This is a genomic window from Pedobacter sp. Bi27 (assembly GCF_918698255.1).
Lineage (GTDB): Bacteria > Bacteroidota > Bacteroidia > Sphingobacteriales > Sphingobacteriaceae > Pedobacter.
Window position 1 is genome coordinate 195,991 of sequence record NZ_CAKKMW010000006.1, and the last position, 12,586, is coordinate 208,576.

General features: G+C 40.4%; 10 protein-coding genes. 9 read left to right on the plus strand and 1 reads right to left on the minus strand.

The window, feature by feature from the left end:
- Positions 1 to 43: 43 nt before the first annotated feature.
- From LQ227_RS19985 to LQ227_RS20000, 4 genes are all read left to right on the plus strand, one after another.
- Positions 44 to 2,821: a TonB-dependent receptor gene (locus tag LQ227_RS19985; RefSeq protein ID WP_230150712.1), complete on the plus strand. Its 2,778-nt coding sequence runs from the start codon at positions 44 to 46 to the stop codon at positions 2,819 to 2,821.
- A 22-nt stretch (positions 2,822 to 2,843) separates the two neighbouring features.
- Complete coding sequence (locus LQ227_RS19990; protein WP_230150713.1) at positions 2,844 to 4,103, plus strand: right-handed parallel beta-helix repeat-containing protein; 1,260 nt, start codon at positions 2,844 to 2,846, stop codon at positions 4,101 to 4,103.
- A gap of 1 nt (position 4,104) precedes the next feature.
- Positions 4,105 to 5,184, plus strand: a complete 1,080-nt coding sequence (locus tag LQ227_RS19995) for a phytase (RefSeq protein WP_230144957.1) — start codon at positions 4,105 to 4,107, stop codon at positions 5,182 to 5,184.
- 397 nt (positions 5,185 to 5,581) lie between these two features.
- Positions 5,582 to 5,824, plus strand: a complete 243-nt coding sequence (locus LQ227_RS20000) for a hypothetical protein (RefSeq protein WP_230144958.1) — start codon at positions 5,582 to 5,584, stop codon at positions 5,822 to 5,824.
- A gap of 217 nt (positions 5,825 to 6,041) precedes the next feature.
- On the opposite strand, the gene LQ227_RS20005 is transcribed toward LQ227_RS20000, so the two are convergent.
- Positions 6,042 to 6,938 (minus strand): helix-turn-helix domain-containing protein, encoded by an 897-nt coding sequence (locus LQ227_RS20005; RefSeq protein ID WP_230144959.1) that lies wholly within the window; start codon positions 6,936 to 6,938, stop codon positions 6,042 to 6,044.
- A 539-nt stretch (positions 6,939 to 7,477) separates the two neighbouring features.
- Between LQ227_RS20005 and LQ227_RS20010 the strand changes: the two genes are divergently transcribed.
- Genes LQ227_RS20010 through LQ227_RS20030 form a run of 5 tightly spaced genes read left to right on the plus strand, consistent with a single transcriptional unit; the run spans position 7,478 to position 12,586 of the window.
- Entirely contained in the window at positions 7,478 to 8,683 is a 1,206-nt protein-coding gene (locus LQ227_RS20010; RefSeq protein WP_230144960.1) for an aminotransferase class I/II-fold pyridoxal phosphate-dependent enzyme, read from the plus strand.
- Positions 8,680 to 9,801 carry a hypothetical protein gene (locus LQ227_RS20015; protein ID WP_230144961.1) on the plus strand — a complete coding sequence of 374 codons (1,122 nt, stop codon included), beginning with the start codon at positions 8,680 to 8,682 and terminating at the stop codon, positions 9,799 to 9,801. The genes LQ227_RS20010 and LQ227_RS20015 overlap by 4 nt, the downstream gene beginning before the upstream one ends.
- Complete coding sequence (locus LQ227_RS20020; protein WP_230150716.1) at positions 9,798 to 10,787, plus strand: NAD(P)-dependent oxidoreductase; 990 nt, start codon at positions 9,798 to 9,800, stop codon at positions 10,785 to 10,787. Before LQ227_RS20015 ends, LQ227_RS20020 begins: the two co-directional genes overlap by 4 nt.
- An 18-nt stretch (positions 10,788 to 10,805) precedes the next feature.
- Positions 10,806 to 12,131, plus strand: coding sequence for an inositol-3-phosphate synthase (locus tag LQ227_RS20025; RefSeq protein ID WP_057933740.1), 1,326 nt, complete (start codon positions 10,806 to 10,808; stop codon positions 12,129 to 12,131).
- Positions 12,131 to 12,586, plus strand: coding sequence for a phosphatidylglycerophosphatase A (locus LQ227_RS20030; protein WP_230150717.1), 456 nt, complete (start codon positions 12,131 to 12,133; stop codon positions 12,584 to 12,586). The genes LQ227_RS20025 and LQ227_RS20030 overlap by 1 nt, the downstream gene beginning before the upstream one ends.

A 12,586-nucleotide genomic window follows, 5' to 3' on the forward strand; every position in this document is an offset into this window, starting at 1 on the left:
ACACCTTTGCCCCGTCGATAATAAAAAGACATGACTAAACACAATGAATAAACGATTACAAATTCTGTTTTTACTTCTTTTTTGTGCAGGCACCGCAAATGCCACAAAACTGAAAGGCCACGTTTACGATAAGCAAACTGGAGAGGCCATTGTAGGTGCAACAGTGGTTTTAGAGAACCCAAGGCGCACAACCAATACCGGATTAGATGGTACTTTCGAATTTAAGGATGTAAAAGCAGGTGGTGCCAAAATTAGTGTAAGCTACATTACTTACAAAACCATCGAGAAAACCTTAGTGATACTGAAAGAGGATAACGATCACTTAAAATTCTATATGGAGAGCGATTCGAAAAGCCTTGATGATATCACCATTAAATCGAATGCAGTGAGTTCTACCGATCAGGGAGCCAGGCGCCTGGAAAAAAATGCGCCACAGCTGATGAATATCGCATCAGGAAGGTCGATTGAGATTTCGCCGGATTTAACGGTAGCCAATGTGATGCAACGTATTTCGGGTGTATCAATAGAGCGCAATAGCAACGGCGATGGACAATACGCCATTTTAAGGGGGATGGATAAACGATACAATTATACTTTGGTAAATGGCGTGAAAATCCCAAGTCCGGATAATAAATACCGTTATGTTCCGCTTGACCTTTTTCCTTCTGATTTACTCGACCGTTTAGAGGTGTATAAAACGCTTACCCCCAATTTAGAGGGCGATGCCATTGGCGGTGCCATTAATATGGTGATGAAAAATGCGCCAGGCTTATTGCAGGTAAATGCCAATGTTTCTACAGGTTATAGCCAATTGTTTTTCGACCGGAAGTTTACCAGCTACAATGCTTCAGGTATTAATTATAAATCGCCTTACGAAATAAACGGGAAAAACTATAATGCTACACAAAACGATTTTAGTAAGGGAACAATCGATTATAAATATAAAAATCCTGCACCTAATTTAATTGGTAGCTTATCCTTAAGTAAGCGCTTTTTGGATAATAAGTTAGGAGTGGTGTTGGCAGGAAGTTATCAGAATACCTACCGCGGTAGCAACAGTACTTTTTACAATAACGCAGTTGTTGGTACAGATGCTTATGCTAAAATTACCAGTAAAAGTTACCGCGAGTATTCTGAACAGCAACAACGTACAGGCTTACATGGAAAAATTGATTATGTTTTTAACAAAGACCACCAGATCAGTTTTTACAATGTGTACGTTAATCTGAAAAACCAACAGGTTAGAGATGCTGTAACCACTACTTATAACGGGGTTTATAATCCAACAGCTGGGAATGCAGAATTGGTTTATGATACCCGTAGCCGCTTAACCGAGCAACAGATTTACAATTCTACGCTGCATGGCGACCATAAATTTTTTGATGATAAATTTAAAGTCCAGTGGTCGGCTGTTTATTCTTCGGCCAAAAACGATGTACCCGAAAATACCAGTATCAGCCTGAATGGGTTGGAGCAGAATTTTCAACGCAAACGCACCAGTTTAGTCAATACCAATCCGGTTACGCGCAGATGGGAACGCAATACCGACGAGGATCTAGCTGGTTATCTTGATTTGACTTACCATGTTTTATCAGGGACCCATAAACTGGATCTTATGGCAGGAGGGTTATACCGCGATAAAAAAAGGAGCAGCTTCTTTAATAATTATAATTTGGCTCAGGGAGCAGATCATGCAAATGATATTTATGGTGTGAATTTCCAAAATTATACCGACCTGAATCTGGTAGTCAGCAATCCAACAGGCGCGGTGGCCAATTCCCTTACCTACGATGCAACTGAGCAAACCACTTCCGGTTATGGAATGTTTAAATATACTTCAGCTAAGTTAGAAGTAATTGGTGGTGCCAGGGTAGAACATACCAATCAGGGCTATAACCTGCTTTTTCCGGCAGGTGAATCTTTTCCAAAAGGAAATCAGATTTATACCGACGTACTACCGAGTTTAACTGCAAAATATTTTTTAACAGAAAAAGCGCAGTTGCATGCTTCTTACTACAAAGCACTTAACCGTCCGGGTTTTTACGAAATTGTACCCGGAAAAGTTGTAAACGAAGAATTTCAGGAACGTGGTAACCCTAACCTGCAACGTGCACTGGCTGATAATTTTGATTTAAGGTACGAACTTTTTCCTGGCGCTTCAGAGCAATTATTGGTTGGTGCATTCTACAAAAGGATAAAAAATCCAATTGAATATACTTTTCAGGCCGATGCTGTTCGTGGTCAGGATATTTATTATAGTCCAGGAAACTTTGGTACGGCCAACAACTACGGAGCAGAGGTAGATTACATCAAATATTTCAGTAAAATAGGTGTTAAGGCCAATTATACCTACACCCATTCGCGCATTAACACCACTAAAACCACCAGGGTTATTAATGGCGCTACCGGAGATACCGAGCCTGCCAATGTAAACCAGGAACGTCCGCTTTATGGTCAGTCAGCGCATATTGCCAACTTATCGTTATTGTTTAAAGACACAAAAAAAGGCTGGGATGCTCAGGTTGCCGGTGCCTATACGGGACCGCGCATCAACACCGTTTCGCAATTCTTAAATAACGATTTGTGGCAGGAAGGATTTGTTCAGGTGGATGCCTCTGCAGAGAAACGTTTTAAAGGCGGCATCAGTGTTTTTGTAAAAGCCAATAACATCTTAAATACGCCGACAAAATTATTTATAAAAGGTACAAACCCAGCAAATAACGATATCAAAGAAGATTTGGTTAAAAATGGAAACACCTTGATCAGAAGTGATTATTATGGCCAAAACTATCTTGTTGGCTTCAGATATAAGTTTAATTAATAGCATTTAAAGAAACAAAGACATGAAATCAAATCAGATTTTTAAATTATTAATCCTTGTTGTGCTGGCCTTAGCAGGATGCGAGAAAGCCAATATCGATGTAGATACCACTGCTGTTGATGGATCGGCAATTGGCGAGGTTTCCGGGGTTTGGGCAAAAGGCAGTACGCAGGTTATTGAAGGCGACATTGTAATTCCGGAAGGGAAAACACTTACGATTGAAGAGGGGGTAACGGTGCTGATGGATACAGTTGCGAAACCAGAAATTATTATAAAAGGTAATCTGTACGCACTTGGAACTGCAGAAAATCCGATCAGGTTTACGGTAAATGAGTTTTATAAAACCCCATCAAAAAAATTCGGAAAGCTTTGGGGAGGTATTTTAGCCGGCCAAACATGTGATGAACTGGTGCTTGATCATGTAATTCTCGAATACGCAGGATCAACTACTTCAGATGCTTCAACATCGGTTAAAATGGGACTTTATAAAGCAAAAGCCGGAGAAAACTTACCCGCGCTCTGGTTTGCCAATGCTAATGGCAAATTAGTGGTTCAAAATAGCATCTTCAGAAACCTCCAGGAAGATTGTACTTACATTGATGGTGGAAAGATTATTTTTGCCAATAATGTGTTTTATACCACTGGCGTAACAGGAGGAGAAGCCATGAACTTTAAATCGGGCTGTTTGGCAGATGTGGCCTATAACCTGGTTTATAGCACCAATACCAATGCCTTAAAATTATCTAACACTGGAGATAAAACACCACAAGCCTATATTATTGCCTATAACAATACCATGGTGAATACGGGCTGGAGAAGACCAACGGCCAAAGGCGGATCGATCTGGCTGGAGAGCACAGTACGTGCCGATCTGTATAATAATCTTTTCGCCAATACCCGTTTTGGTGTAAAAAGAGATCCAAAAAAGCCTGAAGATAACCGTTCTGCTTATAGCAATAACTGGTATTATGGTTTCGATCAGGCGACTGTAAACCAGTTTCAGCCAACTGGCGATATTGTGGGTGGTAAAAGTGATGTGATCAGCAATGTTGCCGGAGCAAATGATCCTAAATTTGTAAATTATCCATTAAACACTGCGGTTACCAATGCCGATTTTAATACCGCATGGGATTTTCACCTTCAAGGTAACTCACCGGCTTTGGGTAAAGGCATCACTAACTTTACCCGCCATCACCAGGCCGGAATTACAATGAAAAATGGTATCACCTATAGCTCACCTTCACCATCAACATTTATTGGTGCATACGGAACTAAAATATAAAATGAAACATAATAATATATTAAAACTTGCCGCTTTTGCGGTTCTAAGCCTGACCATTTCTTGTAATGGAGGCGCACAAAGCGGAAGTAGTACAGCAGTAAAGCCCTTATACGTATCCGATCCTGTCGATTTTGACACTGATGATCCTGCTATCTGGGTAAACCCGGATAATCCGGCGCAGTCTTTGGTAATCGGTACCGATAAAGATAGCAGTGGCGGTTTATATGTTTTCGATCTGAAAGGTAAAATCATCAGGTCAAAAACCGTAAAAGGCTTAAAGCGCCCAAACAACGTTGATATAGCCTATGGTTTATTGTTGGCTGGAAAAAAAACAGATATTGCCATAACCACAGAACGTTATACGCATAAACTACGCATATTTTCCCTTCCTGATATGAAAGTAATAGATAATGGCGGAATTCCTGTTTTTGTTGGCGAAGCAGGGGCAGAGTACCGCGATTTGATGGGGATTTCGATGTATACCGATCCAAGTGGAAAAATTTATGCAATTGTTGGCCGTAAAACGGGACCTAAAAACGGAGGTTATCTTTGGCAATACCTGTTAACTGACGACGGAAAAGGCAATGTTAAAGCAGATTTGGTTCGAAAATTTGGCCAGTATAGTGGTAAAAAGGAAATAGAAGCCATTGCTGTTGATAACGAACTGGGTTATGTTTATTATTGCGATGAGCAGGTTGGCGTACGCAAGTATTATGCCGATCCGGCCAAAGGGAATAAAGAACTGGCACTGTTTGGGCAGGGCGATTATGCTGTCGACAATGAGGGGATTGCTATTTATAAAACTTCAGGGAATAAAGGATATATCATGGTATCCGATCAGGGGGCTAAGCAGTTAAAAGTGTACGATCGGGTGGCTAAAACCAATACTGCTCATCCACATCCACTGTTAACCACCATTAAATATTCAGCCAATCAAACGGATGGTATTGATGTGGTTTCAGTTCCTTTAAACGCCGATTTTAAACACGGTTTGTTGGTGGCTATGAGCGATGATAAAACCTTTCATTTTTATAGATGGGAAGATCTAGCAGGTAAAAAATTGACTAGTGTAAATCCATAACATTAACATTTGTTTTTTGGAAAGCAATTGCAGGAGCATTTAGGGCGGTTCAGTCCTGCTCCCGCTTCTGCCAATTTGAAGGAAATCGGCATCTCGCTTCGATCAGGTTTAGGAGGCAGAAATAGTACTGCTATTATGTGTATAATAAACCGCTACCCCGCAAATAACCAATATCGTTAAGTTTACAGGGTTTTAACCATAGATGCACACAGATAAACACGGATTTCCATATCTGTGTGCATCCTTTTTATCTGTGGTTAAATTATTTTGATTTATGGCGAATACTTAACTATTGACATAATAAAACCCTCCCCGTTGCAGGCGGGTAACCAATGCCGTTAAGTTAAGGAGGAAACGTTATTTTGCAATTGCTTACTAATAAGATATTTGCGATACTATGCATTTCCACCCAGCTAGGCCACAGCACCGCATCCCCGTTCCACTTAAATCCGGCCTAACAAATTTTTCGGATTCTGCTGACCCAGCCACATCACTGGCCCTTAAAGAAAAATTTTCAGCCGGCATTTTTTGTTTTTTCATGGGCTTTTATGCTTTCAATGGCATTCAAGCTAGCTACGCTGGTCTTTTTGATGCCAAAAAGAAAGAGTCTTTCGGCGGCGGTGAGCCGAGGCAAGAATGAGCCTCTGGACAAAAAAAGGATATGCGTCGTTTATATTGATTTTTATAAAATAAATTATCCCTCAGACTTACAACGCTTATGCTTAACTTAATAATATTGGGCGAATGACCGGCAGCGTTATCCCCGCTTGCGGTCGTCACCATGACCTGTAGTGAAACAGAAAGCTGCGAAGTAAACCGAGCTCACCGAAGGTAGTTAGCAGTCTGATGAGATTGATCTAAACAGCAATATTATTCGATAATTTATACTCAGATGGGGTAATGCCCGTCTGTTTTTTAAAAAACTTACCGAAAAAAGAGGAGTTGCTAAAGCGCAGTTCCATAGCTACCTCCGAAATATTCATAACATGACTGGTTAACAGTAATTTCGCCTCCCTGATCACCATTTCGTCAATAACTTCTCCCGCTGTTCTATCGGTTACCTGTTTAACAACCTGCGATAAATGCCTTGGCGTGATGCGTAAACAGTTGGCATAATAAATTACACGTTTTTCCTTCTTAAAGTTTTCCGATACCAACGATAAAAAGCGATTGGTGAGTTCTGTCTTGCTATCATGAGCAAAAGGTATTGGATCTTTCTGTTTGTTCTTTAACAAAAAGAGGTCGTACAGCAGTTCCAGAAAGCTATTGTGCACAATATTTTTAATCTGCGGGGTATCTTTAGGTACATTCAGCTTTTTGTGCAGCGCAAGCATGTCGTAGTAAATGAATGTATATTCTTCTTTTGATAATGAAAATTTATGAGTAGGATCGTTCTGGAACATTCTGTAAGCTTCTCCGCTATTAAAGAATATACCTTTGTTTTTTAAATAACTTTTGTTAAAATGGATACTAATGAAAGAAACATCGCTGTTGTCCTTAATCTCATAAACTGCATGTGGAAAAATGAGTAGAATGTCTCTGTGATTTAATACGTGCTCTACAAAATTTATCCGAAGGTTCATCTTTCCCTTGGTGACCAGAATTAGGGCATAACTTGATACCCGGAAAGGTTCCGAACTGCAATAACGCGGATCACTGCTATGGTGAATTTTTGCCATCAATCCATCATTTAAAGAAAGCGCCTCTTCATGGTTTTTTTCTGAAAAAGTTTTATTGAGTAACTCTTGTTGCATAAAATCGTTCAGCGTTTTTTAATAATTTCTTAACAGATTCGATCATCTTTTACACTACAATTTCAGCCACCCTTTTACGGATAGTTTTTCGCCCTTTATCTGTCGGATTTTGCTATGACAAATGTAATGTTCGCAACGAATTTTGCAAGAACATTTTTTTAAAATGACTAATTTCTGATTGATTTTGGTGTTTTTGATTAAGAATTTTACGTATTTTAACCTGTTTAATTACAGGTATTTATCTTGTTTTTAGTGGTTTTGTACTTGTTTTTAAACTTTTTACTATTTTATAATAAAAGTCAGAATGTCAATTGGTCAATTCATCTGAATGTCACATTTCATCGATCCAACTTTTTGACCAATATATCCCACATTTGAACCTTTTTTTGGGTTCAATTCCGCGTTAAAATTGTGTTATCAAATCGTTTGGTTAATGCGGTCTTAATCTACCTAGTGATTTTGATCGCTACGGTAGCATTCAGGTACAGGCCAAATTTTCAGAACAGGGTTTTAAAAACTGAAGAATATAAGTGTTCAGCATGCGTAAAAAATTACAAGATAGAATTGCCTCTTTTAAGGATGCAGCGATAATAAAAGAAAAGGGATTATATCCTTATTTCAGGTCGATTGAATCAGGCCAGGATACCGAGGTGGTTATCAATGGAAAAAAGGTACTCATGTTTGGTTCTAATTCCTATTTAGGGTTAACCAATCATCCCAAAATAAAAGAAGCTGCAAAAGCAGCCATCGAAAAATATGGGACTGGCTGCGCAGGATCGCGCTTTCTGAATGGCTCGCTCGATATTCACCTCGAATTGGAAAATCGCCTCGCAGAATATGTGGGCAAAGAAGCCGCAGTGCTTTTTAGTACTGGTTTTCAGGTCAACTTAGGGGTAATATCCTGTTTGTTAGATCGTAACGATTATTTGTTGCTTGATGAGTACGACCATGCCTCGATTATTGATGGAAGCCGTTTGTCCTTCTCGCGAACCATCAAGTATGCACATAACGATATGCAGGATCTGCGCCGAAAACTAAGCAGATTACCTGAAGATGCCGCTAAACTGATTGTTTCTGATGGGATTTTTAGTATGGAAGGCGATTTAGTTAATCTTCCTGAAATGGTAAATATTGCCAATGAATTTGGCGCCAATATTATGATGGATGATGCACACAGTTTAGGAGTAATCGGTTTTAATGGTTCAGGAACGGCATCACATTTTAACCTTACGGAGGATGTAGACCTGATTATGGGCACTTTTAGCAAATCGCTGGCCTCGTTAGGTGGTTTTATTGCGGGCAGTACCGAAACCATTGAATATATTAAGCACCGCGCCCGCTCACTGATGTTCAGCGCGAGTATGCCGCCTTCTGCTGTAGCAAGTGTAATTGCTGCATTGGATATCATCGAATCGGAGCCTGAAAGGATTGATAAACTCTGGGCCAATACAGAATATGCGAAAAAACTATTGCTCGAGGCCGGTTTCGATATCGGGCACAGCAATAGTCCGATTATTCCCATTTACATCCGCGATAATACCAAAACCTTTATGATTACGAATATCCTTCAGCAAAATGGGGTATTTGTAAACCCGGTAGTTTCGCCAGCGGTGCCTTCCGATTCATCTTTGATCAGGTTCTCTTTAATGGCCACACATACTTTCGAACAAATTGATTCAGCCATAAGCAAACTAAGTGCTGCTTTTAAAGCGGTTAACGTAGAATTAGTAGGAAGCCAATCATGAGAGAACTGGTAAAGGTTTCTGGTAAAAAAGCATTAAAGGCATTTGTAGATTTCCCACACGAATTGTATGCGGCTGATGTAAACTATGTCCCTGAGCTTTTTATTGCCCAACGCGACTTGCTTACCCCAGGCAAACATCCTTTTTACGAACATTCGGAAATACAGCTTTTTTTGCTGTACAACGAAGGTAAAGTAGTTGGGCGCATTGCAGCAATTAACAATACAAACCACAATAAGGTTTACGGCGGACATGATGGTTTCTTCGGTTTTTTCGATTGTATAAATGATGCGGAAGTTGCCTTGCAGCTTTTAAATGCTGCACAGGATTGGTTATCGGAAAGAGGACTGACGAAAGTTTTAGGTCCGGTAAATTTTTCGACCAACGAAGTATGCGGATTACTGATTGAAGGTTTCGATGGGCCACCTGTGGCCATGATGCCATATAATGCGCCATATTATCTGTCGCTCTTAGAGCAAACCGGCTTTCGGAAAAATGTCGATTTAAGAGCGTACCGCTACACCGCGGGTAATTATAGCGAAAGATCGGTTAGACTGCTGGATAGGATAGAAGAACGCCTACTCCGTAACGAAATCGTGCTGCGTAAAATCAACATGAAAAAATTCAAGGAGGAGTGTAACGCCGTGAGGGAGGTATACAATAAAGCATGGGATAAAAACCTTGGTTTTGTACCGATGACGGATAAAGAATTCGACTATACCGCAAACGACTTAAAACTGATCCTCGACCCAGAGTTTTGTATCCTGGCCGAGCAGCACGGTAAGATTGTGGGTTTTGCATTGGCCATTCCTGATATCAATCAGATCCTGATCAAAATTAAACGCGGTAGGTTGTTCCCAACAGGTTTAATCAAGCTTTTGGCCAATAAAAAGAAAATTGATGGGATTCGTATTTTGTTGCTTGGTGTGGTAGATGGTTACCGTAAAATGGGGATTGAAGCTTGTCTTTATGGTCGTATCATCAAACATTTCAAGGCTAAAAACATGAAATATGCAGAGGCCAGCTGGACTTTAGATCATAACGATCTGATCAATAAACCTATTGAAGATATTGGTGGAAAACTATATCGTAAATACAGGATTTTAGAGAAAGCGATATGAAAAAGCGGGTGTTGATTACAGGAGCGACAGGATTTGTAGGGTATCACCTGATAAAATCTGCTTTGGCGAATGATCTTGAAGTGTATGCAAATGTACGTCAATCGGCCACTGCAGCACATCTTAAAGATTTTCCGATCAACTATGTTGACCTTGATCTTTCTTCCATATACCTGTTGAAGGAAAATATAGAGGAAAAAAGATATGACTACATCGTGCATGCAGCTGCGGTAACCAAGGCAAAAAAACTCGATGATTACAATCAGGTAAACGCCATTTATACCCGGAACCTGGCTTTGGCGGCTTCAAAATCGGTACATAGTATAAAGAAATTTGTATTTATCAGCAGTTTGGCTGCGCTGGGGCCTTTAAATAGAAAGAATGAAAAACTGACTGATAAGGGGGCATCAAATCCGGTAACCAATTATGGAATCAGCAAAGCGCTTGCCGAAACCTACTTGGCTCAGATTCCGAATCTGCCGCTAATCACCTTCAGGCCGACAGCAGTATATGGGCCGAGGGAGAAAGACATTTTCATATTGATTAAAACCATTAAAGCAGGGCTGGAGCTGTATATCGGCAAGCAGGAACAGGAACTAAGCTTTGTGTACGCCACCGATTTGGCCAATATTATTATAAAAGCACTTGCATCTGATGTTGTTGGCAAAAGTTATAACATTTCTGATGGGGCAGTTTATAGCCGTTCTGCACTCGCTAGCCATGTGCGCAAGGCCTTAAACAAAAAAACGTTGACCGTGAACGTACCTGTGCAAATGATTAAGGGCCTTGCCTGGTCGATGGAACGTTTGTATGGCATGTTTAATAAGATTCCTGCTTTAAATGTAGATAAGATAAAAGAACTCACGGCACTCAATTGGGGCTGCGACATTAAAAATATTCAGAACGACTTTGGTTTTGTGCCCGAATTCGGACTCGAACAAGGGCTTAATGAAACCATAAACTGGTACCGTAAAAACAATTGGTTATAAGATTTTAAATAAAATAGAATGAAACAACAAGTAAAAGCAGCTGAAGGCAAGCTGGGAATATTAATGCCAGGATTAGGCGCTGTAGCAACAACCATGATTGCCGGAGTTGCTGCGATTAAAAAAGGGATATCAAAACCGATCGGTTCGTTAACACAGATGGGTACCATCCGTTTGGGAAAAAGAACAGAAAAAAGAGAACCAAAAATTAAAGATTTTGTGCCTCTGGCTGGTCTTGAAGACTTAGTTTTCGGTGGCTGGGATGTTTACGAAGATAATGTTTACGAAGCGGCAATGAATGCCCGGGTATTAGACGCGAACCTTTTGCGCGATGTACGCGAGGAATTACAGGCCATTAAACCGATGCGCGCTGCTTTCGACAGAAATTATGTAAAAAACCTTGATGGTAAATATGTAAAAGATCTCGATAACCGTTACGAACTGGCTTTAGCCGTAATGGAAGATATTAAAAACTTCAAAGCAGAAAACAATTGCGATCGTATAGTATTGGTGTGGTGTGGTTCTACCGAAATTTATTTCGAACCATCAGAAGTTCACGAATCGCTGGCTGCATTTGAGCAAGGTTTAAGAGATAACGATTTGCGTATTGCACCAAGTATGATCTATGCTTATGCCGCATTAAAATTAGGAATTCCTTTCGCTAATGGAGCACCAAACTTAACGGTAGATATTCCAGCCTTAATCGAACTGGCTAAAGAAACCGATACCCCAATTGCCGGTAAAGATTTTAAAACCGGTCAAACTTTAATGAAAACCATTTTGGCACCTGGTTTGGCGGCACGTTCGTTAGGTGTAAACGGTTGGTTTTCTGATAACATTTTAGGTAACCGCGATGGTTTGGTGTTAGACGATCCTGATAATTTTAAAACAAAAGAAGTATCCAAACTTGGTGTGCTGGAAGATATCTTTAAACCAGAGGTTAACCCTGATTTGTATGGCGATATGTACCACAAAATCAGGATCAACTATTATCCGCCTCACGGTGATAACAAAGAAAGCTGGGATAACATCGATATTTTCGGTTGGTTAGGCTACAAAATGCAGATTAAAATCAATTTCCTTTGCCGCGATTCGATTTTAGCCGCACCGATTGTATTAGATCTTGCTTTGTTTATCGATCTGGCTAAACGTGCAAACCTATCGGGCATTCAGGAATGGTTATCATTCTACCTGAAATCGCCACAAACGATCCCAGGTGTACCTGCAGAAAACGACATTTTTAAACAGTTAATGAAACTTCAGAACACCTTACGTTACATTATGGGCGAAGAATTGATCACCCATTTAGGTCAGGATTACGAAGAAGAACTGATAGAAACAGTATAGTGTTTATCCACAAATTTCTTTCAACGGCTCTGGGAATCGGGTATATCGGCAAGGGCGCAGGTACTTATGCTGCAATAGCAACCTGCATCTGCTGGCATCTTTTCCAGAGCCCTTATACCAACCCTTATTTATGGCCGGTGCTCTTCACTATGCTCATCGTGATTTTGGGGGTAATGAGTACCGATCGGGTAGAAGAGATTTGGGGAAAAGACCACGGTAGGGTGGTGATTGATGAAGTGGCGGGAATGTGCATCACCCTCTTGTTTGTGCCTTTAAAGTGGGAATACACCCTTATAGGACTTATTCTTTTTAGGTTTTTTGATATCCTCAAGCCGCTTTACATCCGAAAACTCGAAGAATTACCTGGTGGCTGGGGTGTAATGGCAGATGATGTGCTGGCGGGGATTTATGCAAATGTTATACTGCAACTGGTTGTTGTTTTAGCACTGTTTTAA

Excerpts from the sequence above, each read along its gene's own strand:
- LQ227_RS20015 (WP_230144961.1), top strand. The coding sequence starts at position 8,680 with ATGAGAGAACTGGTAAAGGTTTCTGGTAAAAAAGCATTAAAGGCATTT.
- LQ227_RS20000 (WP_230144958.1), top strand. The coding sequence starts at position 5,582 with ATGCATTTCCACCCAGCTAGGCCACAGCACCGCATCCCCGTTCCACTT.
- LQ227_RS20005 (WP_230144959.1), bottom strand. The coding sequence starts at position 6,938 with ATGCAACAAGAGTTACTCAATAAAACTTTTTCAGAAAAAAACCATGAA.
- LQ227_RS20020 (WP_230150716.1), top strand. The coding sequence starts at position 9,798 with ATGAAAAAGCGGGTGTTGATTACAGGAGCGACAGGATTTGTAGGGTAT.
- LQ227_RS19990 (WP_230150713.1), top strand. The coding sequence starts at position 2,844 with ATGAAATCAAATCAGATTTTTAAATTATTAATCCTTGTTGTGCTGGCC.
- LQ227_RS19995 (WP_230144957.1), top strand. The coding sequence starts at position 4,105 with ATGAAACATAATAATATATTAAAACTTGCCGCTTTTGCGGTTCTAAGC.
- LQ227_RS19985 (WP_230150712.1), top strand. The coding sequence starts at position 44 with ATGAATAAACGATTACAAATTCTGTTTTTACTTCTTTTTTGTGCAGGC.
- LQ227_RS20025 (WP_057933740.1), top strand. The coding sequence starts at position 10,806 with ATGAAACAACAAGTAAAAGCAGCTGAAGGCAAGCTGGGAATATTAATG.
- LQ227_RS20010 (WP_230144960.1), top strand. The coding sequence starts at position 7,478 with ATGCGTAAAAAATTACAAGATAGAATTGCCTCTTTTAAGGATGCAGCG.